The sequence below is a fragment of the Moraxella oblonga NBRC 102422 genome (assembly GCF_001598275.1).
In the GTDB taxonomy this organism is placed as follows: Bacteria; Pseudomonadota; Gammaproteobacteria; order Pseudomonadales; family Moraxellaceae; genus Moraxella; species Moraxella oblonga.
Window position 1 is genome coordinate 1 of the sequence record NZ_BCYQ01000025.1, and the last position, 21,979, is coordinate 21,979.

The 21,979-nt window shown below is 41.5% G+C and carries 21 protein-coding genes; 14 read left to right on the forward strand and 7 right to left on the reverse strand.

Annotation, left to right across the window (positions count from 1 at the left end; all coding sequences use genetic code 11):
* Positions 1-105 precede the first annotated feature (105 nt).
* The 7 genes from MOB01S_RS07915 to MOB01S_RS07945 all read left to right on the forward strand — a co-directional run bounded on the left by MOB01S_RS07915 (position 106) and on the right by MOB01S_RS07945 (position 4,994).
* On the forward strand, positions 106-456 hold the full coding sequence (locus MOB01S_RS07915) for a protein tyrosine phosphatase family protein (protein ID WP_066803576.1): 351 nt from the start codon (positions 106-108) through the stop codon (positions 454-456).
* Positions 457-610: 154 nt separating this feature from the next.
* Positions 611-1,111, forward strand: a complete 501-nt coding sequence (locus MOB01S_RS07920; protein WP_066803579.1) for a hypothetical protein — start codon at positions 611-613, stop codon at positions 1,109-1,111.
* 21 nt (positions 1,112-1,132) lie between these two features.
* Positions 1,133-1,795 carry a PspA/IM30 family protein gene (locus MOB01S_RS07925; protein ID WP_066803582.1) on the forward strand — a complete coding sequence of 221 codons (663 nt, stop codon included), beginning with the start codon at positions 1,133-1,135 and terminating at the stop codon, positions 1,793-1,795.
* Between the two features lie 103 nt (positions 1,796-1,898).
* A complete protein-coding gene (locus MOB01S_RS07930; RefSeq protein ID WP_066803584.1) occupies positions 1,899-2,576 on the forward strand; it encodes a YqiJ family protein in 678 nt (225 codons plus the stop codon).
* Between the two features lie 98 nt (positions 2,577-2,674).
* Positions 2,675-2,887 (forward strand): hypothetical protein, encoded by a 213-nt coding sequence (locus tag MOB01S_RS07935; protein WP_066803586.1) that lies wholly within the window; start codon positions 2,675-2,677, stop codon positions 2,885-2,887.
* A 173-nt stretch (positions 2,888-3,060) separates the two neighbouring features.
* Positions 3,061-3,252: a PIN domain-containing protein gene (locus MOB01S_RS07940; protein WP_066803589.1), complete on the forward strand. Its 192-nt coding sequence runs from the start codon at positions 3,061-3,063 to the stop codon at positions 3,250-3,252.
* Positions 3,253-3,263: 11 nt separating this feature from the next.
* The gene (locus MOB01S_RS07945) at positions 3,264-4,994 is read left to right on the forward strand and encodes a flotillin domain-containing protein (RefSeq protein WP_066803592.1); all 1,731 of its coding nucleotides are present in this window, start codon (positions 3,264-3,266) and stop codon (positions 4,992-4,994) included.
* A gap of 50 nt (positions 4,995-5,044) precedes the next feature.
* Here the strand turns inward: MOB01S_RS07945 and MOB01S_RS07950 are convergent, their stop codons facing one another.
* On the reverse strand, positions 5,045-6,721 hold the full coding sequence (locus MOB01S_RS07950; protein WP_066803595.1) for an amino acid ABC transporter ATP-binding/permease protein: 1,677 nt from the start codon (positions 6,719-6,721) through the stop codon (positions 5,045-5,047).
* On the reverse strand, positions 6,718-8,484 hold the full coding sequence (cydD, locus tag MOB01S_RS07955) for a thiol reductant ABC exporter subunit CydD (protein WP_157073934.1): 1,767 nt from the start codon (positions 8,482-8,484) through the stop codon (positions 6,718-6,720). Before cydD ends, MOB01S_RS07950 begins: the two co-directional genes overlap by 4 nt.
* Before the next feature lie 149 nt (positions 8,485-8,633).
* Here cydD and MOB01S_RS07960 point away from each other — a divergent pair, with 149 nt between their 5' ends.
* The gene (locus MOB01S_RS07960; RefSeq protein WP_066803601.1) at positions 8,634-9,113 is read left to right on the forward strand and encodes a hypothetical protein; all 480 of its coding nucleotides are present in this window, start codon (positions 8,634-8,636) and stop codon (positions 9,111-9,113) included.
* Positions 9,114-9,177: 64 nt separating this feature from the next.
* Here MOB01S_RS07960 and MOB01S_RS12800 read toward each other — a convergent pair whose 3' ends face one another.
* Together MOB01S_RS12800 and argC are read right to left on the reverse strand one after the other, a co-directional pair.
* Positions 9,178-9,669, reverse strand: coding sequence for a hypothetical protein (locus MOB01S_RS12800; RefSeq protein ID WP_066803603.1), 492 nt, complete (start codon positions 9,667-9,669; stop codon positions 9,178-9,180).
* A 47-nt stretch (positions 9,670-9,716) separates the two neighbouring features.
* Positions 9,717-10,799 (reverse strand): N-acetyl-gamma-glutamyl-phosphate reductase, encoded by a 1,083-nt coding sequence (argC, locus tag MOB01S_RS07970; RefSeq protein WP_066803605.1) that lies wholly within the window; start codon positions 10,797-10,799, stop codon positions 9,717-9,719.
* A 198-nt stretch (positions 10,800-10,997) separates the two neighbouring features.
* Here argC and MOB01S_RS07975 point away from each other — a divergent pair, with 198 nt between their 5' ends.
* The 4 genes from MOB01S_RS07975 to aqpZ all read left to right on the forward strand — a co-directional run bounded on the left by MOB01S_RS07975 (position 10,998) and on the right by aqpZ (position 15,841).
* Positions 10,998-11,978: an NAD(+) kinase gene (locus MOB01S_RS07975; protein ID WP_439646420.1), complete on the forward strand. Its 981-nt coding sequence runs from the start codon at positions 10,998-11,000 to the stop codon at positions 11,976-11,978.
* 9 nt (positions 11,979-11,987) lie between these two features.
* Complete coding sequence (locus tag MOB01S_RS07980; protein WP_084349672.1) at positions 11,988-13,541, forward strand: phospholipase D family protein; 1,554 nt, start codon at positions 11,988-11,990, stop codon at positions 13,539-13,541.
* Positions 13,542-13,560: 19 nt separating this feature from the next.
* Complete coding sequence (locus tag MOB01S_RS07985) at positions 13,561-14,955, forward strand: MFS transporter (RefSeq protein WP_066803621.1); 1,395 nt, start codon at positions 13,561-13,563, stop codon at positions 14,953-14,955.
* A 178-nt stretch (positions 14,956-15,133) separates the two neighbouring features.
* On the forward strand, positions 15,134-15,841 hold the full coding sequence (gene aqpZ, locus MOB01S_RS07990) for an aquaporin Z (protein ID WP_066803624.1): 708 nt from the start codon (positions 15,134-15,136) through the stop codon (positions 15,839-15,841).
* 192 nt (positions 15,842-16,033) lie between these two features.
* On the opposite strand, the gene MOB01S_RS07995 is transcribed toward aqpZ, so the two are convergent.
* From MOB01S_RS07995 to mnmG, 3 genes are all read right to left on the reverse strand, one after another.
* On the reverse strand, positions 16,034-16,987 hold the full coding sequence (locus MOB01S_RS07995; protein ID WP_066803666.1) for an AEC family transporter: 954 nt from the start codon (positions 16,985-16,987) through the stop codon (positions 16,034-16,036).
* Between the two features lie 297 nt (positions 16,988-17,284).
* Positions 17,285-17,788, reverse strand: coding sequence for a hypothetical protein (locus tag MOB01S_RS08000; protein ID WP_066803627.1), 504 nt, complete (start codon positions 17,786-17,788; stop codon positions 17,285-17,287).
* Positions 17,789-17,852: 64 nt separating this feature from the next.
* Positions 17,853-19,748: a tRNA uridine-5-carboxymethylaminomethyl(34) synthesis enzyme MnmG gene (mnmG, locus tag MOB01S_RS08005; protein ID WP_066803628.1), complete on the reverse strand. Its 1,896-nt coding sequence runs from the start codon at positions 19,746-19,748 to the stop codon at positions 17,853-17,855.
* A 355-nt stretch (positions 19,749-20,103) separates the two neighbouring features.
* Here mnmG and MOB01S_RS08010 point away from each other — a divergent pair, with 355 nt between their 5' ends.
* Together MOB01S_RS08010 and MOB01S_RS08015 are read left to right on the forward strand one after the other, a co-directional pair.
* Positions 20,104-21,288: a hypothetical protein gene (locus tag MOB01S_RS08010; protein ID WP_066803630.1), complete on the forward strand. Its 1,185-nt coding sequence runs from the start codon at positions 20,104-20,106 to the stop codon at positions 21,286-21,288.
* On the forward strand, positions 21,285-21,947 hold the full coding sequence (locus tag MOB01S_RS08015; protein ID WP_066803632.1) for a hypothetical protein: 663 nt from the start codon (positions 21,285-21,287) through the stop codon (positions 21,945-21,947). The genes MOB01S_RS08010 and MOB01S_RS08015 overlap by 4 nt, the downstream gene beginning before the upstream one ends.
* Positions 21,948-21,979: the final 32 nt, after the last annotated feature.

Below are 21,979 nucleotides of genomic sequence, written 5' to 3' on the forward strand. Positions count from 1 at the left end.
AAAAATAACTTTATGTCATCAAAAACCACCCAAGATTTTATTTGCCAAATGCCTCAAAAAACGTTAAGATAACCCAAATTTTTAACAGTCGCAAAGGTTATCGCCATGACAGAAGTTGCTCCCGAATTTCGTATCACCCTATCAGGTCAAATCACCCCTGATGACGTTGCCGAGCTTGCTCGCATGGGTGTAAAAACAATCGTCAACAACCGTCCAGACGGTGAAGAGGCAGGTCAGCCCACGTCTGCCGAGATTGAGCAGGCGTGCCAAGCTCATGGCATTGCTTACAAACAAATTGCCTTTGCTGGTGGCATGATGGACATGGGTCATGTACAAGCGTTCGCTGATTTTTTTAACAGTACAGAACGACCTCTACATATCTTTTGCCGTACAGGCAACCGCTCCAATAACCTTTTAACAGTGGCACGAGAAAAGGATTTGTTGGACGAAGAGTGATACTCATTCACCCAAAGCGACCTATCATGGTCGCTTTTTTATCGCCAAAATCATGCCGATTATCTAAAAATACATCAAATACGTCATGGCATATTGACATAATAACTTCAATGAATTATATTTGTATTCAAATGAAAACAAAAGAATTTAAATTATGCCAAATGCAAACCGTATCCCAATGAGTGTGCGTATTAGCCAAGAAGATGCTGATTTTATTGCTCAATTACAACTTGATGGGGCAACCACGCCGTCCGACAAAATCCGTGAACTCTTGCGTCAAGCTCGTATTTTGCACACACAAGGACAAGATTATGACACCGCCCTATCGCTTGCCGAGCAAAATTTGCACACCGCCCGCCATCAAATACTGGGCTTTGAAAAGGAGCTTGGCATACATTCACATATTGTAGCAAGGGTATTTGAGCTACTGCCTGATTTGATGGCGACAGCACTAGATTACCCCAAAACTGGCGATAAGGCACAACTTGCCCAATTTGAACAACGCCTAATGTGGCGAGTGATTCGCCTAATGGACAGCATATTACAGCTTGCCATTACAGGCAAAGGGGCAGGCTATGATGATACGGTGTTAAATGAATTAGACAATACCTTAAAACTTGCCAATTTAATTTATCAAAATCATCAAAATCGGTGATTTATTTTATAAGGAATGACTATGAGCGAAACTCTATCCAATCGTGTCAGTCGGTTAATAAGTGGCAGTTTTCACGCCCTACTGGACAAAGCCGAAGATTTAGCCCCTATGCTTGCCTTTAATGAGCATTTAAGACAGCTTGATAAAGCCATTGATGAAGTACGCAGTGAACTTGGCAAAGTCGTTGCCCAAAAACACCTTGCCACCAAAAAATTAAATAACGAAAACACTCGCTTTGAGAATTTAAATGAAAATATCTTAACCGCCGTTAATATGGGGCGAGATGATTTGGCACAAGTGGGTATTGGCGAGCAACTTAATATTGAAACAACATTGGCAATGTTGCAAGCTACCATTGCTGAGTGCAACGACAAAGAAAAAGAGCTAGAAGGCTTTATTATTGCCCTACAAGCCAAACGCCGTGAAATGCTAAATGCCATTGACGATTTTCAAAAGACAATGGCAAATAACACGCCAAGCATAAATACCAGCAATGATTTAAATCACATTGCCCAAAAGGCGAATAAAACCACCAATGCCTTTGATAGAGCAATGAGCCGTCAAATGGGTTTTTCTTATCAAACAGGGCAAAATAACAATGCCCAAGATTTAAAAGCATTAGAAGAGTTAAATAAAAACCATCATATTGCCCAGCGTTTGGCAAAATTAAAAGCAGGGCAATGAATGATAATTAATTTTGATGCTTGATTTATGATTTGGCATTATTGAAATGGTGGGGATATATTGCGATTAACCCCAAAAACCAAACTTACCAAAAGGAAACTCAATGACCGCACTTTGGCAATTATTAAATGCCCCACAAACCGCCCCATTTGGCATTGCTCTAATGCTGATGTTTTTATTATTTGTGGTAGAAGTTTTGGCAATGCTGGTTGGTGGGGCAAATGATTGGCTGGATAATTTATTACCAGATGAATTATCAGAGGTTAATGCCCATAGCGAAATTGGCATTGATACGGTGGATAGCGGGGCATTTATTCGCTTTTTAAGCTGGCTATATTTTGGCAAAGTGCCTGTGTTAATGCTATTTGTGTTATTTTTAGCGATTTTTGGGTTATTGGGATTTATTGTTCAAAACATTATTTTTAATATTGCTGGATTTTATTTGCCTGTTTTTGTTGCAATCATTTTGGTGTGGATGTTATCATTGCCCATATTAAGACTATCTGCCAAAGGCTTATATAAAATTCTACCCAAAGATGAAACCACTGCCATCAACCAAAATGAGCTGATTGGACGCATTGGTACAATTACCATTGGCATTGCCAATCAAGACAAAAAAGCCGAAGTCAAAGTCAAAGACAAATACGGTCAGATGCATTATGTAATGGCATTTTGTGATAATGATGATATATTAACACAAGGCGATACGGTATTATTGGTTGCCCAAAAGGGAAATGATTTTTTGGCAATTAAAAATGTCAATGGCGTTTTGGTGGATTGATAAGTTATTTTTTTAACTATAAAATTATCAAGACCCAATAAGTTATGCTATCATTTCTTTATCTTAAACATTTAATTTTTACCATTTAGGAGTAAAAAATGCTCATAGATTTACCCCCACACATTGAACAAATCATTATTAACCAAGCCCAAATACAAGGCATTAGTGTTGCCGAATTTATCATTCAAAAAGTGGTTGATGAAAAACCTAATTCAATGATAGAAGCGGTAATGGCATTAGAGCCTTCACAGTCTTTTAAAGAAGTGGACGCAGTTGCCTTACAAAGGGAGTGGCGTAATGAATGGCATTAAGTTTTTATTGGACAGTTGTTTTTTAATTCGTTGGTATGGAAAACATAATGATGCCATTGAATTGATTAAAAAAACATCAATTACAATTTCATCAATGTGCTTATAGCGATATTAGTTATGCCGAAGTATTGGGTTGGAATGGTTCAACAGAACAAGACGATATAAATTTACGAATGCTTTTTAATCGTTTCCAAGCCAAATTGCCCATTACCGATGACATATTAGAATGCACGATTGCATTAAGAAGGGCTTATAAAATTAAATTGCCAGACGCATTGATTTTGGCGACCGCAAAAACACACCAATTAACTTTATTAACGCTTGATGAAAAATTAGAGCGAATTTACCAGCAAACAAACAGTTAAGGAAAAACCCTATGAATCTAATTTCAATCCTTATCATCGCAGGGGTGATTTTGGTTGCCCTCGTCATTTTGGGTCTCATTTTGACTCGTCTGTATCGCCGTGCCAGCAAGGAAGTCTCCTTTGTACGGACAGGGTTTGGTGGCGAAAAAGTGATTGTCAATGGCGGTGCGATTGTCTTGCCTGTCTTGCACGAGGTCATTCCTGTTAATATGAACACCCTTCGCCTTGAAGTTCGCCGTGCCAGCGAGCAAGCACTCATCACCAAGGATAGAATGCGTGTTGATGTAACGGCTGAATTTTATGTGCGAGTCAAGCCCACCGCCGAATCCATTGCCACCGCCGCCCAAACTTTGGGTATGAAAACGATGTCGCCACAGGATTTGAAGGATTTGGTAGAAGGTAAATTTGTGGACAGCCTTCGTGCCGTGGCTGCCGAAATGGCGATGGAGGAGCTACACGAAAAACGGGTGGATTTTGTGCAAAAGGTTCAACAGGTGGTATCGGAGGATTTGTACAAAAACGGCTTGGAGCTTGAAACGGTGTCTTTGACAGGGCTTGACCAGACGGCTTTTGAGTATTTTAACCCACAAAATGCCTTTGATGCCGAAGGTTTGACAAAATTGACCGAAACCATTGAAATTCGCCGTAAAAAACGCAACGACATTGAACAAGACACCGATTTGGCAATCAAAACCAAAAACTTAGAGGCCGAACGCACTCGCCTGCAAATCTTGCGAGAAGAAGAGTATGCCAAACTAGAACAAGAGCGAGAGATTGAGATTCGTAAAGCCGAGCAAGAGCGAGAGATTGCCGTACGCCGTGCCGAGCAGACGGCAGAGATTGCCAGCCAAGAGGCAAGCAAACAAAGAGAGGCGGAAGAGGCACAGATTGCCGCCAAGCGTGAAGTGGATTTGAAAAAAATTCTTGCCGAGCGAGACATTGAAAACGAACGCATTCAAAAAGAGCAACGCATTGAACAAGCCGAAGTAGAACGCAAAAAAGCCATTGAACTTGCCGAACAAGACCGAGCGATTGCTGTTGCCGAAAAATCTCGTGCCGAGTCGGAGGCAAAAGCAGAGGCCGACAGAGCAAGAGCGGCAGCCGTCAAGGAAGAAGAGAGTGTTATCACCGTGCGTGAAACGCAAAAAGCAGAGCGAGCCAAAGCGGTGGAGCTGATTTCCGCCCAAGAATCCGCCCAAAAAGAGGCAATTGCCATCACAGTGGCAGCAGAGGCTCAAAAGCAGGCATCCATTGACCAAGCCGAAGCAGTACGCATTGTGGCACAGGCAGAGGCAGAAAAATTACGCTTACAAGCCAAAGGGGAGGCAGACGCTCAAATTCTTTTGGCGGAGGCAAAAGAAAAGCAATACCGTGTTGATGCCGAAGGGACAAGGGCGGTCAATGAGGCGTCCAATGTCTTGTCGGTGGAGCAAATTGAAATGCAAATTCGCCTTGCCCTACTCAAACACCTGCCAGAGATTATTCGTGAAAGCGTGCGTCCGATGGAAAATATTGACGACATTAAGATTTTGCAGGTCAATGGGCTTGGTGGGTTTGGTGGTAATGGAACAGGTAGTGAAACTGGCGAAAATGGCAATGCCAACCTTGCCGACCAGATGGTCAATTCTGCCCTAAGGTATCGCTCACAAGCCCCTTTGGTGGATAGTTTGTTAAAAGAAATTGGACTTAATGGGGCGGATATCAATGGTTTGACACAGGGGATTGAAAAGGGCATTAAATAAACCCAATCAAAAAAAGACTTGGTGTTATCCAAGTCTTTTTTGTTTTTATCTTATTCACCCACCTGCAATACATCTGCATTCATCTGTGCCCACACTTGATGCGTAGCGATGATTAAAATACCAATTTGCCCTGATTGTTGAGCATCAGTCAGCGTTTGCCACACATGACGACGAGTGGCATCATCAAGCCCTGCAAATGGCTCATCTAACAACAATACCGTTTTTGGTGTTAAAAGCAGGCGAGCGAGTGCCACACGGCGAGCCTGCCCACCAGAGAGTGCCATGCCATATTCGCCAAGTGGCGTGTCTAAACCTTTGGGTTGGGATTTGACCCAGTCCACCAAGCCCACTTTGTCAAGCACCGCCCATAATTCATCATCGCTGGCAGTCATGTTACCCAACCGCAAGTTGTCCGCCAGCGTCTGGTCAAAAATATCCACCATCTGCCCCAAAAACCCAAGCGATGAACCAAAATCAATGCTTGGCATGGATTGTCCATTTAAGATGATTTCACCTTTAAGAGGAGCAAATTCCCCTGCCAAAGTCGCAAGCAATGTTGATTTACCAACACCTGACGCACCCACAATAAGAGTAGGCAGTTGATTTGTGATGCAGGCATGAATGTTATCAATCACCATCACAGCATTGGAAGCTTGTATCGCAACATCATCAAGTATAAGCGTCCATTCATCTTGGTTTGGGTTGGATAGGTCTACTTTGGGCATGGCAGAGGCAGGCGTAATCAGTGCATTCATTTGCTCTTTGGCATACATACTACGTCCGTATGCTAATGGCTCAACTGCTAACACCAAGACGATTTCAATAAGCCCAAACACTGCCAACACCAACGCCAACGCCCATGCAGGGTTAAAACCACGACTGACATGACTGTTATCGGTTGCCAAGACTATCGCATGACTAAACAACTCATGCACCCCAAACAGCACCCCAACCACCACCAGTGCAATGACGATTTGTATCATCAAGTTGGCTCGCCGTCTGATGATGTGTGATTGACGTACAAGCGTGTGAGCCTCATCATCAAGCTGGCTTAGTGTCGCCATGCGGTCTTGCCACCGACCCCACACCAGTAGCTGAGTGAGCGTAGGCAAAGTGTCAAGGAGCATACTTTTTTGGCGTTCGCTAAGTTTGCTTTCTTTGACGGCAATCACCGCCCCAAATCGCCACATAACCACAGGAATGACCAACACCAAACACAATATGCTTGCCAGCACCACTCCCAAAAGTGTGGGCAATTTTATCAATAAACCCACCGCCACAACCGCTACCGCCACAACTGCCACGATAAAAGGCGATACAACACGCAATACAAACTCATTGAGTGTATCTATGTCTTTGACTAAGCGGTGCATTTTTTGACTGCTGGTTTTGTCATCAAGAGCCTTGATAGACAAAGGTTGTTTTGCCCAAGCGGTAAAAAATCGTACACGCAGTTCTTTTAACAACTCAAACACTGCATGGTGCGACACCACCAAATCCCCATAACGAGCCAACGTACGGCTCACCGCCAATCCACATGGCACAAGATAAACCGCCCCAAGCACCCCCATCACACCTGCCATCGTAATGAGCCACCCTGACACCGCCACCAGTCCCAAGACCGACAAAGCTGTAATCATACCCAGCCCCCACGCCAAAAACCAACGATGCTTTTGAGTTGTCCAAAGCTGATGTAGTTCAAATTGTTCGTGATGATGAGTTGTCATAATCTGCCCCCTTGTCCTTTTTGCCCCAAACGATGTATGTTGTCAAACCTAAACTCCCCAAAGTCCTCATCGTGCGTCACCCAAATCACCGTTTTGCCAGCCCCCAGTTGCCACAACAACTCTTTGATTTGCCAAGCGGTCTTAGCGTCCAAATGCTCAGTCGGCTCATCTAATAGCCACACTTTGGCATCTTGGAGTAAAAGCTGAGCAATGGCAAGCCGTTGCCCCTGACCGCCCGACAGTCCACGCCCACGTTCGCCCAGTATGGTGTGCATACCCTGTGGCAAAGCATTTACCACATCCCACATTTTGACCCATTGCAAAACCTGTTTTAATTCATCATCGCTGGCGTGCGGTTTGGCAAGGCGTAAATTATCAGCGATACTCATAGGGAGCAATGCCAAACTTTGCGATAGATAGCCAAATTGTTGCCTTAATTGCACCAAATTCACCTCTTGGTAAGGCACTTTTTTATCGCCATCAGTCAGCACCACTTCGCCTTCATAGTCCCCAAAACCAAGTAGGATTTGTAACAAAGTAGATTTTCCTGCCCCACTTTCACCCATCACGGCGGTTTTTTGCCCTGCCCCAAACTCAGCCGTCAAAGGCGATAACCGCACTCGCCCATCATCACCAAAGGCGGTGAGATTTTTTAGGGAGAAACTTGGGGCATGGCTTAGGGTATGGGCTTGTCCTGTGTGTTTTTTATGTTTAAAATTAAGTATGGGAGCAATTGCTTTGGCACATGCCACCGCCTGCCCTTTGACGTGGTATTCTGCCCCCAATCGGCGTAGCGGTGCATAAAATTCAGGCACAAGGAGCAAAATAAATAACGCCGTCTGATAACTTAACGTACCTTGTCCAAAAATCGTCCACCCAAGCAGTCCAAAACCCAAATAAATCGCCACCAACGCAATGGATAGAGCAGATAAAAATTCAAGCACAGCACTGTTTAAAAAGGCGATTTTTAGGACACTCATCGTTTTTTGGCGATACGATTCGCTACTTTTGTCAATGTCGGACACCGCCACGTCCACCGCCCCCAATCGGCTTAGGGTATTCATACCCCGAATCCAATCCAAAAAACGTCCGCCAAGCTGGGCAAGTGCATCCATCTGTTCACGGCTTTTGCGAGCGGTTGCCACACCAATAAATGCCATGCCAATCGGCACAAGCGGAGCGGTCAACAGCAAAATCAGTCCAGCTGACAGGCTATAAAAACTCACACACCCTGCCAAAATAATTGGTGTGGTTATAGCGGTCATTTTTTGCACTTCAAAACGAGCATAACCCACCAAATGCACAGGCTCATCTACCATCTTACTGGCAAGTGAGCCGTCCGAACCAAAGTACCGCCGTGCCAATCCAAGCTGACCTAACTTATCAAGCAATGCCTTTTTAACGCTTGTGGCAACCATCAATCCTGCTTCACTCAATAGATAATCTCGCCCATAACTTAGCCCTGCTCGTACGCACAAACAAATAAATACCACCCCCAAATACATCGTCAGCTCATCATCGCTAGGTTGTGGCAAGAGCGAATCTTGCTTGACAAAAAAGTCCAGCCACACCCCAAACAACCACGCAATCACAAACGCCTGCCCCATCAACACCAGTACGTTCACTACATCCAAAAACCATGCCATCATCATGGATTTTTTGACAGGTTTAAAGGTATTTTTTAAAAAGGCATTTGCCATGATGTCTTCTTGAGAGCGGGCGTGGCGGGCTTTTTTGGGTTTGGGGTCAGCTTTATTTGTCATGATTGGTGATTTTTGTTAAAATGGTGGTTTAAATGCTTACCATTATCGCTAAATTAGCCAAGAAATTCAACCATACATGATACTTTTCGTGCATTTGATGGGATTTTTTGTTATACTATATCTCTTTTCGTTGACCACTGGATATTTTTATGAAAAAAATCATCGCTTTATCTTTTGTTGCCATGCTTGGTCTGACTGCTTGTGAAAAGCCTACCAGTCAGCCCACCGAAAAAACCGAAACCGCCACCCCCCAAACCAACACCACACCCACACCTCCCGAGCAACACGCCCAAGACAACGCTCACGCAGGACATACGCATGAACACGACGACCACGCTCACGAAGGACACAATCATGAGGGGCACGACCATGCCAGTCATGGTGATGCGTATCAATGTGGCGACAAAACCATTCATATCGCCATTCATGAACACGAGGGAGAACATGAAGCACATCTTACCCAAGATGACATCACTTATGATTTGAACGAAAGTGAAAATGGCAAATTCATCTCTGATGATGATAGCATTGACGGTAGTGAAAAAGGCATGGCACTCAAACTGGATGGCAACAAAGCCACCGTCAGCACACCAGATGACAAAGTGCTTCTTGATTGCACTAAGGCGTGATGTTGATGATAAAAAAACTTGGAGCAATCCAAGTTTTTATTTTTGGTGTTTGTGATTAAACCACCTACGGATTTTCTACCAACGATAACACACGACTTTTTTCAATACCTTTGGTTTTAGAAGCGTCCAAAATATTAAAACAAGCCGATGTACCAACTGGCAACCTTTTAAAATCAAGCGGTATTGGATAGAAAAGATTTTTGCCATCCACAGTTAAAGTCATGGCATTTTGGGGCTCACCGTTTCTGCCACTTCTTTTTGCATTTGGGTTGGGCGGATTTTTGGGATAATAACCATACACAACACCACATTTCATCACAATTTGCGTGTTGGACGCATGATGTTCGGTGTAGTAGCGATTTGTACTGACCAGCATCACCACACCTGCCACAAAAAACCAAAATGGCAAAGCATACACCGACCACAAATTCAGCTTAATGCGAGCATCAAACCCATATTTCGACCCATGCCACACAAACGCAATGAATGTACCAAATGTAGAGGACATAACAATCAAGCAAATACCAAGCCAACGAATCAATGCCAACCACGCCATATTAAACCCCTACGGATTCATCAATTTTAAATACCCTAAAAACCCAATCACGGCACGACCGCACAGCCCCCAAACTCCGTACTCAATCCGCACGTCTCATCAAAGCCACACAAGATATTCATGTTTTGCACCGCTTGACCGCTCGCCCCTTTCACCAGATTATCTTGCACCACCAAAATGGTGAGTGTATCATCATCTTGATGAATAGCGATTTTTAGGCGGTTGGATGCACGTACCGAACGAGTGTCAGGGAGCGAACCTTTGGGCAAAACATCAACAAATGGCTCATTTTGATAACTTTTTTCAAAAACCGCTTGCCAATCCATTGCCTGCCCTTCTTCTGTTAGGGTTAGGTGAATGGTACTAAACATACCTCGAATCATTGGCACAAGATGGGGAACAAAGCGAATTTTATGGGCAAATTTTGAACCCAAAAAGTCATGTACTCCTTGACAAATCTCAGGCGTGTGGCGGTGACTTGTTACCCCATAAGCCGAAAAGTTATCCGAAAGTTCGCTAAATAGCAAATTCATCTTAGCGTTACGCCCTGCCCCTGACACACCTGATTTGGCATCAATGATGATGTTTTTTAAAATGAGTGGCTTATTTGCATGATTTTGCGTCTCAATCACAGGTTTTAGACCCAAAATGGCGGTTGTGGGGTAACAACCTGGATTGGCGATGACTTGGGCAGTTTTGATACGCTCACGATGAATCTCAGCCAAACCATAGACCGCACCTGCCAGCACGTCTGCACAAGTGTGGTCTAGGGCATAGTATTGTTTAAATTCGTCCAAATTCTGTAAACGAAAATCCGCCCCCAAATCAATCACCTTAACCCCTCGTGCGATAAGGGCAGGCGTGTATTTCATGGCAACCCCATGTGGTGTAGCGAAAAAGACGATTTGGCAGTTTTGCCCAATCTCATCCATCACTTCGTCCGTCATGTCGCTATACACCACATCACACACACCAAGCAAACTGGGAAAAATCTGACTCACCGCTCGCCCCACCTCACTGCGTGAAGTCAGATAGCGAATGCAAGCGTGGGGGTGCTGTGATAATAGACGAATCAGCTCTACGCCTGTGTAGCCTGTACCGCCAATAATGGCAACATTGATGGTCATCATAATTCATTCCAAATACGTATTGTAAAATCCTATTGTAATCACTTTTTGGCAATTTGGCAAACTTACTCACCCTCTTTACCGTATTGTTACAAAAAATCGCATCTGTCATGAAAAATTAACCATTTTCATACCTTGTTTTGATTGTGAAAATTATAAATTTTGGTATGATAAGCAATCATTTTTAAGCCCTAACGCCAAATCATGACCACAACCACCCCCAAACCCAAAAGAAGTCATTTTAAACGCATTGGACTTATCGGACGTGCTGGCAAAAAAAGCGTTGTCAACACCCTAAACCAACTGATGAAACTGCTGTACGATTGGCAACTATCTGCCATTGTGGATACAACCACCGCCAGCATTGAGGGTATTTTGATTGATTTTAATCACACAGATGAAAACCACATCAAAATCGTACCACGCTCACGCATGGGTGAATACTGTGATTTGGTGATTGTGGTAGGTGGAGATGGTTCTATTTTACAAGCAGGCTCAATGCTTGCTGGCACAGGCGTACCCGTACTTGGAATCAACCGTGGGCGACTTGGGTTTTTGGCGGACATTAATCCAGACAAATTAGAAACCGAGCTTGCTGATATTTTGTGTGGTAAATATCACACTGACGAACGGTTTTTGTTACATATGCAAATCATGGGAGAAAACTATGATGGCAAAAATCACGTCTTTCACGAAAGTTTTGCCCTAAATGACGTAGTACTTCACGCAGGAAAATCGGTGCATACCATTGATTTTAAACTAAAAATCAATGATGTTGATGTCTATCGCCAACACGCTGACGGTCTCATAGTAGCCACACCCACAGGCTCAACCGCCTATGCTCTATCAGCAGGAGGCCCTATCATTCACCCAAACCTTGATGCCATTTGCCTTGCTCCCATGCACCCCCACACGCTGTCGTCTCGCCCCATTGTCGTGGCAGGCAGTAGCAAAATCACCATCACCATTCACAAAGACAACCGCACTCAACCAATGGTGAGCTCTGACGGCGAAGCAAGCGTCCCCCTAGAACCTGACCAAACACTCGTCATCACCAAGCACAACAAATCCTTGATACTCTTACACCCCGTAGGCGTGGATTTTTATCAGGCATGTCGCACCAAGCTCAATTGGAGTTTGTATAGTGATGAGTTTGCCCTTGACAATGAAAATGATGATTAAGAGCGATATATGTCTAAGTGGTTATTGGGAATGATTTTTGGGGCATTTTTGACAGCTTGTCAAAATTTGCCAAGCACCCCTCATTTGCCCAAAAGCATGGCACTCACCGAGCAAGCCCACGCCATTCATCACCAACTCAAACAATCCAAACTCACGCCTGCCAAAGCCCTACTAAAACTCACAGGCAACCAAATCCGCACCGATTTATCTGCTTATTACCCAATCAGTACCGCTACTGACGCTTTTGTGGCAAGAAAAACACTCACGCAAATGGCAATGTATAGCATTGATGTACAATACTACATTTGGCACGATGATGAAGCAGGTTTGATTTTGTTAAAAGCCTTGTGGGACTCCGCCGAACGTGGCGTAACGGTGCGACTGCTCCTTGATGATTTTAACAGTTCGCCTGCACTAGATAGATATCTTTTTACCTTTGCTAGCCACCCCAACATCGCCGTTCGCCTAACAAACCCCTTTAATTATCGGCACTCTAAAACGCTAAGCTACGTCAAGCACCCCATTCGCCAAAACGTGCGTATGCACAACAAAAGCATGATTTTTGACGGTCATGTAAGCATCATCGGTGGGCGAAACATCGGCAATGAATACTTAAATAACGACAACCACAACCACTTTGCCGACCTCGATGTCCTACTGGCAGGCAAAGTGGTAAATGATGTAAGTCAAAGTTTTGAAGACTATTGGCAATCGGCTCATGCCTACGACATACAAACACTCACCAACACACCACTCAAACATCTCCCCAATGATGTCCAATACCAAAAAATCGCCAACATCTACGAAAAAGCAACCACACATTCTACTCTAAAAGAGCAGTTAAACACAGGCACAATCCCATTTCGTTGGGCAAACATCGCCTTTTTTGCTGACGATGTCAAAAAACTTGGGCGTAAAGCTGATTATGATGAGTATTTGGTAAGTAAACTTCGCCAAACTCTACCCACACCCACCAAACAGCTAAGTATCATTTCATCATATTTTGTTCCCACCAAAAATGGCACAAAAATCCTAACCAATTTGGCAAATCATGGTGTACACATCAGCATTTTAACCAACGCCCTAAACGCCACCGATGTCCCAACTGTACACTCAGGTTATGCCCATTGGCGAAAAGAATTATTAAAAGCAGGCGTAAAAATTTATGAGCTTAAAAACTCTGCCAGCCCAAAAGACACATTTCAATACCAAACCGCTACTGTAAGTCTACACGCAAAAACCTTTGCCATAGATGGAAAACAGGTTTTTATTGGCTCTTATAACATTGACCCACGCTCTGCCAATATCAACACCGAACTTGGTGTGGTGATTGATGACAACGAACTTGCAAAACACATACATTATGCGTTAAACAATCCAAATTCAACCAACCCCGATTTACTCAACCAAGCCTACGAACTTGGGCTTGACGAACATGGCAACATCATTTGGAAAACCCTAGAAAACGGTCAAGAAGTCATCTACCACACAGAACCTGCATCATTACCAAAACGTTGGGGGTTTAGTATGTTGGGCGTATTACCCATTGACGGCTTATTATAACGATATTTTTGGATAAATTATGTCAAACACACATTCAATCACTTTATTAAACTCTTATCATATTTATCTTATTGTTTTATCTGGATTGATTGCAGGCGTTGGCTTTTTTGATTTTACGTTATTTATTTATATGTCAGACATTTTTGATCAGACACTTTTTATGAATTGGCTTGATGGTTGGAGATATTATGCCAAAATCGTGATTCTTTTTTTGGCAGGTTATATTGGTATGCCTTTGGGGGGATTTTTTATTGGGCGTTATGGTGATATCCATGGGCGTAAATCGGCGTTATCCATCAGTTTAATCGGTGTTGGCATTTTTACATTGATTGCTTCTATCATACCCTTAACCAAACAATTAGACACCATTATACCACTCCTATTAGGATTGATAAGATTTGGGCAAGGCATTGCTTTGGGAGGACTAATTCCCACCATTTGGGCATTTATCAGTGAACATTTACCTACCAAACATTTGGGGGTTGGTTGCGGACTCATTATGGCAGGCAGTCTTTTAGGGTCGCTTTTGGCTTTTGTATTTTCCGCCAATCTTGAAAACGCACTTACCTACGACCAAATCATGCTGTTTGGGTGGCGACTGCCTTTTTTAATTGGAGGTAGTTTGGCATGTTTTTTATTGCTTTTGGTACGCAACCTGCCAGAAACACCCATTTTTGAACAAATCCACACCCCCAACTACCAACAACCCAAACACCCCATCAGTAGCATCAATCTTGATGACCCCACTCATCAAGAAATGGATATTTTGCTCAACCGCCACCCCTTAGAACCCACCAACGGCAAAGCGTTATCATTCCTTTATTCAATAACAAAAAAATACGCAACCTATTTTTTACCTGCATTTATCTTGTCATGGCAAATATTTAGCCTATTTATCATCATCGCCATTTTATTGCCCCAACTTATTAATATAGGCTTTGTAATCAAAGAATATTATCTACACATTGGGGCTATTATTAGTATGTTTTTTATGATACTAGGTTCATTATTTTATGGATTTTTAACAGATAGATTTAATGTTGGTAAAATTATTATTATGGGTAGTATATTTTTATTATTACAAGTTATGTTGTTTTTTGGACATTTAAAATCAGGGGGAGAATTTATTTTGGTATTTTTTGCCTTACTGGGTTTTGCCAGTGGTATTATTGCCAGCTCACCCGTAGTAATCGTGAGAATCTTTCCTGCCAAAATTCGCTTATCTGGTGTGGCATTAACCATCAACACTGCTTTTGCTTTGATGGGCAGTCTGTTACCATTCTTTTTAAATTATACTACTTTTTCTTGGAGATTAACGCCCGCTTTGTATTTAACTTTTGTCATTTTAGTAACCATTTTTATCAGTTTTCATATTTATTATTTACCAAATACAGAGACAGATATGCAAAGGTGATTTTATAACATGAATTTTGATTATTACATAAAATAACAAAATATAACAATCACCCATCACAAACGCACCCAAAACCACCATGTAATTCATCATTCATTACCTTAAAATAGCGGAGTTTTTTAACGTCATTATTTTTGTTAAAAAAAACAATAACAATGTTATACAATTAAGGTATTTTATGAGCGATATTGCTTTATCTAAAAAGCTAGGTGCTGAATTTTTTGGCACATTTTGGTTGGTTTTTGGTGGCTGTGGTAGTGCAGTCTTGGCGGCAGGCATTCCCGAATTAGGCATTGGCTTTGCAGGCGTATCTTTGGCGTTTGGTTTAACGGTTCTAACAATGGCGTATGCCGTTGGACACATCTCTGGCGGACATTTTAACCCAGCAGTAACGCTAGGTCTTGTAGCAGGTGGACGTTTTGCCTCCAAAGATGCATTTGGTTACATCATCGCCCAAGTCATCGGTGGTATCGTGGGTGCAGGTGTGCTCTATGTCATCGCTTCTGGCATGACAGGTTTTGATGCGGTGGCGAGCGGTTTTGCTTCCAACGGCTTTGGCGAGCATTCACCAAACGGCTACTCAATGAAGGCTGTATTCGTCGCAGAAGTCGTGCTGACCGCATTTTTCCTCATCATCATTCATGGGGCAACTGACAAAAAAGCCCCCGCAGGTTTTGCACCGATTGCCATCGGTTTGGCATTGACACTCATTCACCTTATCAGTATTCCTGTATCAAATACTTCGGTAAACCCTGCTCGTAGTACGGCAGTAGCAGTATTCCAAAGTGGCTGGGCAATGGAACAACTGTGGTTATTTTGGGTCGCTCCCATCATCGGTGGCATACTGGGTGGTGCGATTTATCGTGGCTTACTACAAAGCAAATAGCTCCAATCCATCAAAAAAAGCAAACCAATCTGTTTGTTTGCTTTTTTATGGTCAATTCCACTCAAAACCAGACAAAGTTTTTTATTCGTAGTAAGCTTGTCTAACCAAGACAGCAAGCCGTTCTACCCCACACTTGGCTCAGGACAAACGGTTTTTCCGCATAGTTTTGATGTGGATTAAGCATATTTAACATCACACCCACCCAAGCACCCTTAGCCACGCCATACCCACCGCCATGCCCACCATACTCACCACAGTCGTAAACGCCAAAATATTGGCAGCCAGCACATCATTGCCACCCATAGCCTTTGCCATGACATAGCTTGCAGCGGCGGCAGGGCTTGCTACCATGACAAACAAGACGCCAAATTGCACAGGAGGCAGTTTTAACAACACACCAACCCCCACCGCCAAAAGTGGGGCAACCACAATCCGCCCGATGCTCGCCTGCATGGATACACCAGACAGACCAAGCATGGATTTGATGTCTAGTGTTGCTCCTGCACAGATGAGTGCCAATGGCAGTGCGATATTTGAGAGTAGCTCACCTGTTTTGACGATAGGTTTTGGTGGCAAAGGGATGTCCAAACCTTTATAAATAAAAGCAGAAACTAGGGCAATGATGAGCGGATTTTTAAAAATTTTTTTGACAACATCAATACTTTGGGATTTTAAATCGGTATTTTGGCTCGTGCGAGACAGCGTAATCACCGATAAAATGTTATAGAGTATCGTAATAATCCCCATATACACCGCCCCCACGCTTGTACCAACCGCCCCATAGGCATTGGTTGCTACTGACAGTGAGATAATCGCCATGTTTGAACGAAATACCCCTTGTACAAACACGCCTTTATCACGCACATCAGGCACAAAAAATTTGGCATAAATTTCTGCCCCAAAAAACAGCACAAATGTGGTAATAAAGCCTGCCACAACAAGATACAACTGCTCACCAATATTCACCTCACTTTTAACAACGCTAAAAAAGAGCAAACATGGCAACCCAAAATTAAACACAATATTAGAAGCGGTATCTATAAAATGAGTATCAATTTTGTCTGATTTTTTCATATAAAAACCTAGCCCCATCAGAGCTAGGTTTGGAAAAACAATCATAAAAGCAAAACTGATGGCTTGGAGGATTTCTTGGGGACTCATGACAAATTCTAGTTATAAAAAAACTCACTTATCATAACCAAAAATTAATCAAAAATAAAGTAAAAATCTGCTCGTTATTAGGGCGTGTTGAACCTTTATAACACTATTTACAATACAGAAATATTTTAGAAAAAACCAATCGTTTTTGCATGAAAAATGGCTAAATCTTGTTTTTCTGCGTCAAAAACTTGCTTGATAGAATAACTATCAACCTGCGTTTTTTCCTTGAAAAACGTGCGATTTTTCTCATTTTTCATTGCAAATACAAAAGTTCAACACGCCCTAAAATGATGAAATTTTATAGGCACTTACCACACCATCATTCTTAATATAGAAAATATAGCCGTATTTTAAAATCATGGTTTCGCCATTTTGACCCTTTAACCCATTATGATAAAATCCTTTATCAACACTACAAGCGTCTTTTTCACTTTGCCAAGTCAAATCGCCACAGGTTTTAATTTCTGCCCAAGTTTTGCCTTGTTTTTGTTGGGTTGTTACCTGACCTGTTAAAGCTGTACCACCACACGCCATATTAAAATAAGCATTATTATATTTTGGTACAGGGGCATTGTCTTTATCCAATAATTTTGGAAAAAATTGCAAGGCTTGTTTGGTGTTTTCAAAATACAAATCTTCTAAACGAGCTTCATCATACACATCAACACAACCATCAAAATCTGCCAAAGTTGTTTGTTTTTGGCTAATTGTGGGTTTGGTTGAATTTTGTGTTGGATTAACACAGCCAGCCACTAAAATTGCCATTAAAAACGCATATTTTTTCATTACAACTTTTTCCTTATTTGGATATTTTTAAGGCGATTAAAAAATATGAAATAGTGCGTATTTATCACTCCACCAATTTCTCCATCTTCTTCATTTTCTTTAAAGTCATCGCAAGCAAACTTATTGCCGCAGGGGTAATGCCACTAATCCTGCTTGCCTGCCCCAAAGTAGCAGGGCGAATGTGTGATAATTTTGCCACCACTTCATTAGAAAGCCCTGACACCGCTTTATAATCAAAATCGGCTGGTAATTGGGTGTTTTCCAATTTTTTCATTTGAAGAATTTCATCATTTTGACGGTCAATATAACCTTGATATTTGACTTTAATTTCAATTTGTTCGCCCACTTCATTGGAAACAGGGCTATCGCTAATTTTGGCAATGTCATTAAAATTAATATTGGGGCGTTTTAATAAATCAAGCAGATTGTTTTCTTTGCTTAATTCCTCGCCCGTATCTGCCATAAATGCCTTGCCAATCGCATTATTTGGCGTTGCCCAAATATCTTTTAGGCGAGCCGTTTCATATTCAATAGCTTCCATTTTAGCATTAAATCTCGCCCAACGTTCATCATCTACAAGCCCAAGCTCTCGCCCAATGGCAGTCAAACGCTGGTCAGCATTATCCTCACGCAAAAGCAAACGATGTTCAGCACGGCTAGTAAACATGCGATATGGCTCACGTGTACCGTGTGTAATCAAGTCATCAACAAGCACGCCAATATAGGCTTCGTGTCTTTTTGGTATCCATACTGATTTATCCAATGCTTCACGTCCTGCATTAATCCCTGCCAAAAGCCCCTGTGCCGCCGCCTCTTCATAGCCTGTTGTGCCATTGATTTGCCCTGCAAAATACAAGCGGTCAATGGATTTGGTTTCAAGGGTTGGTTTTAGATTTTGGGGGTCAAAATAATCATACTCAATGGCATAGCCTGGGCGTGTGATATGAGCCTTTTCAAGCCCTTTCATACTATGAATAAACTCAATCTGCACATCAAAAGGCAAGCTGGTTGAAATACCATTGGGGTACAACTCGTGTGTAGTCAAGCCCTCAGGCTCAATAAAAATCTGATGACTGTCTTTGTCAGCAAAACGATGAATCTTATCTTCAATGCTTGGGCAGTATCTAGGACCGACACCTTCAATCTTACCACTAAACATCGGACTTCTGTCAAGGTTGGCTCGGATAATGTCATGCGTGCGTTCGTTGGTATGGGTGATATAACAGGGGATTTGGCGTGGGTGCATATCCACCGACCCCATATAACTCATCACAGGCAAGGGTATATCACCATGTTGCACTTGCATGACACTAAAATCCACCGTACGTGCATCAATACGAGCAGGTGTGCCTGTTTTGAGCCGTCCGACAGGCAAGTTTAGTTCACGCAAACGGTCAGCCAAACGAATAGAAGGCATGTCCCCTGCTCGTCCCCCTGACTGGTGTTGCAAACCAATATGAATCACCCCACCCAAAAATGTACCAGAAGTCAAAACCACCGTCTTGGTATTGATTCGCACGCCACTTGCTGTAACTACCGCCACCGCTTTGCCATTTTCAACGATGATATCATCAACAGGCTGTTGGAATAGGTCAAGATTGGGCTGATTTTCAAGCGTATGGCGAATACTGGCTTTATATAAAATGCGGTCAGCTTGGGCACGGGTTGCTCGCACAGCTGCCCCTTTTCGGCTGTTTAAAACCCGAAACTGAATGCCAGCACGGTCGGTTGCCAGTGCCATTGCCCCACCCATTGCGTCCACTTCTTTGACAAGGTGCGATTTGCCAATACCGCCGATGGCAGGGTTACAGCTCATCTGACCAAGCGTTTCTATGTTATGGGTAATCAAGAGTGTCTTTGCTCCCATGCGAGCGGAGGCAAGGCACGCCTCTGTACCTGCATGTCCGCCACCAATCACGATGACATCATAAGATTTGGGGTGAGTGTAGAGTGTTGTCATAATGTTAAAATCAATAAGGAAAATTTTGTTATTATAACAGAATTGATTGGGTTTTAAAAGTTATTAAAAATTGGTGTTGATGCCTTAAAATGTGTTAAAATATGCTCAATTTAAATTTGGAATATATCAATGCTATCATTTTATTGTTTTCTGGCATAAAATTGGTCGTGGCAAAATCCCCAACCTAATGAGCATCTTTTTATTTCTAAAATATACAATAACTGCAAATACTTGACTGTATTTTTTGATAAATTTAGTTAATCCAATCCATGGGTTTCCTGATTTTACCTTTATAGGATAAATTTTATATTTTTTTAAATAAATTTCTTAGATAAAAATTTTTGAGCAGATTATAATGACAGCAGAAACCACAGAAAATCAACATACAGATATTTCTTTAAAAAAGTTATGGAAATTGCCACTTATTCAAGAAATATTATCAGCATTTTTACTTGCAATACTAAGCGGTTCTGTAGTTTCTTATTTTTTATCAAAAATATTTATAAAGGATTACTTATCTGGCATTGGTTTCGATGGATTAATTTATCAAGCTCTAATAGACACCTCAACAGTATCATCTTTTATTTTTGGCATTACTATAATTGCATTTTCTTTTTTGCTAACATTTATCATACCTAGCGTTGTATTACGAAATTTGTATCACGAAAAAATTAACTTATTTGAAGAATATCATAAAGAAAATAAAAGAAAAATAGGATTACGGTTATTCTTATGTTTATTTATGCCAGTTTTTATTTTTATAATATTAGCTTGTTTTAAATGGAACATATATTTTTATTTTTCATCTTGCATTATTCCATTGTTGTGTTTTAGAGAAATTGAAAAAAATGTCATGCAAGATAAAAAAATTGAAATAGCTATAATTGCATTTTTATTCTCCTTATCCATCACTCTTTCTTTTTTTCCATTTATTCATATTTTTAAAGCAATATATCATGTTATTTCAGATGATATACAGGTACTGATTTTGGTTGGTATTGTATGGATTATTTATAGTTTTTTATACGGCATAAGAATATCTGACAATAAACCTATTCAATATGTTATTGACATTCTTCTATCATTGTTAATTTTCTATTTTATAATGATTTATAGCTCTCATACCATTAAAAATCCCATTGCTGAATTTATTGGATTAAAAGACAAACAGCCTTATATTTATGCAATTTCCGAAAAAGATTTTGCAGAAATCAAGCACAACCTTGACACTCATTGGCATCATTACCAAGATAGTATAAATGACAAAGAAAATATTTTGTTATATGCAAAACGAAAATCAGACAATCAAGTTTATCTTTATACTAAAATTATCTTTCGTAATGACAAAATAGCCGTAATTTGTCCACCTGATTATAATATCATTTATCAAAGGTCAGAAGTGTGTTTTATTGCCAATCAAGAATATTTAATACCCACAACTTTAACTAAGACACATTTAAGCAATTCATCTTTATTTTATGAAATAAAAGAGGGTGCAAAGAATCAATACAGAACTTCAAATATAGAGAACCAAAAATGAGCGATATTGACACCATCAAACACGAATTTTTAGGCTATTTTAATGGCTTACCGATTTATCACCCCTTAGAAAGCAGACAGGGCAATGCGTGGGGCGATTATGAGTTTAATTGTACACCAGACAATTTAATTTTGGGCGGTGGGGCTGGCGAACACCCTGCCCTAGTATTGCACGATTTGGGTGGATTGTCCGCATCTTATGTATTGGAATGCATCGCCCAATTAAGTAAAAATTTTCCCAATTATAAAGAGCCACCCCAAAGCACCCAAGACAGATTGTGCGATATTGCCTATCGCACCAATAACCATTTGGAATTTTGCAGTTGGTCAATGACCGACATTCATCGTTTTGTAGAAAATGCCAAATCGCCATTACATGGCAAACCATTTAACGAAAACGAAGAACGTATGGAAAATTGGATAAAAGATTCCATTGGCGAGTTTATTTTTTATTCCTTGCCTGAATTAAATCCCGATTATCAAGAAATCATCAATTTAGAAGGCATTAAAGATAATTGGGAATTAGGCTATTGGTATAATAATGTTACTTGCCCACCGCCCAATTATATCAAAAGCAAAGTCCAATCTTTACAAGGAAATGGCTTTTGCGAACACGGATTTTTCCGTTGGGATTTTGTGTATCCGCCAAAGGAATATTAATCAATCAATTGGTGCGTCATACGCACCTTACC

Bases quoted from the DNA above. Each gene is read 5' to 3' on its own strand.
- MOB01S_RS07915 (WP_066803576.1), top strand. From the start codon at position 106: ATGACAGAAGTTGCTCCCGAATTTCGTATCACCCTATCAGGTCAAATC.
- MOB01S_RS07920 (WP_066803579.1), top strand. From the start codon at position 611: ATGCCAAATGCAAACCGTATCCCAATGAGTGTGCGTATTAGCCAAGAA.
- MOB01S_RS07925 (WP_066803582.1), top strand. From the start codon at position 1,133: ATGAGCGAAACTCTATCCAATCGTGTCAGTCGGTTAATAAGTGGCAGT.
- MOB01S_RS07930 (WP_066803584.1), top strand. From the start codon at position 1,899: ATGACCGCACTTTGGCAATTATTAAATGCCCCACAAACCGCCCCATTT.
- MOB01S_RS07935 (WP_066803586.1), top strand. From the start codon at position 2,675: ATGCTCATAGATTTACCCCCACACATTGAACAAATCATTATTAACCAA.
- MOB01S_RS07940 (WP_066803589.1), top strand. From the start codon at position 3,061: ATGCTTTTTAATCGTTTCCAAGCCAAATTGCCCATTACCGATGACATA.
- MOB01S_RS07945 (WP_066803592.1), top strand. From the start codon at position 3,264: ATGAATCTAATTTCAATCCTTATCATCGCAGGGGTGATTTTGGTTGCC.
- MOB01S_RS07950 (WP_066803595.1), bottom strand. From the start codon at position 6,721: ATGACAACTCATCATCACGAACAATTTGAACTACATCAGCTTTGGACA.
- cydD (WP_157073934.1), bottom strand. From the start codon at position 8,484: ATGACAAATAAAGCTGACCCCAAACCCAAAAAAGCCCGCCACGCCCGC.
- MOB01S_RS07960 (WP_066803601.1), top strand. From the start codon at position 8,634: ATGAAAAAAATCATCGCTTTATCTTTTGTTGCCATGCTTGGTCTGACT.
- MOB01S_RS12800 (WP_066803603.1), bottom strand. From the start codon at position 9,669: ATGGCGTGGTTGGCATTGATTCGTTGGCTTGGTATTTGCTTGATTGTT.
- argC (WP_066803605.1), bottom strand. From the start codon at position 10,799: ATGATGACCATCAATGTTGCCATTATTGGCGGTACAGGCTACACAGGC.
- MOB01S_RS07980 (WP_084349672.1), top strand. From the start codon at position 11,988: ATGTCTAAGTGGTTATTGGGAATGATTTTTGGGGCATTTTTGACAGCT.
- MOB01S_RS07985 (WP_066803621.1), top strand. From the start codon at position 13,561: ATGTCAAACACACATTCAATCACTTTATTAAACTCTTATCATATTTAT.
- aqpZ (WP_066803624.1), top strand. From the start codon at position 15,134: ATGAGCGATATTGCTTTATCTAAAAAGCTAGGTGCTGAATTTTTTGGC.
- MOB01S_RS08000 (WP_066803627.1), bottom strand. From the start codon at position 17,788: ATGAAAAAATATGCGTTTTTAATGGCAATTTTAGTGGCTGGCTGTGTT.
- mnmG (WP_066803628.1), bottom strand. From the start codon at position 19,748: ATGACAACACTCTACACTCACCCCAAATCTTATGATGTCATCGTGATT.
- MOB01S_RS08010 (WP_066803630.1), top strand. From the start codon at position 20,104: ATGACAGCAGAAACCACAGAAAATCAACATACAGATATTTCTTTAAAA.
- MOB01S_RS08015 (WP_066803632.1), top strand. From the start codon at position 21,285: ATGAGCGATATTGACACCATCAAACACGAATTTTTAGGCTATTTTAAT.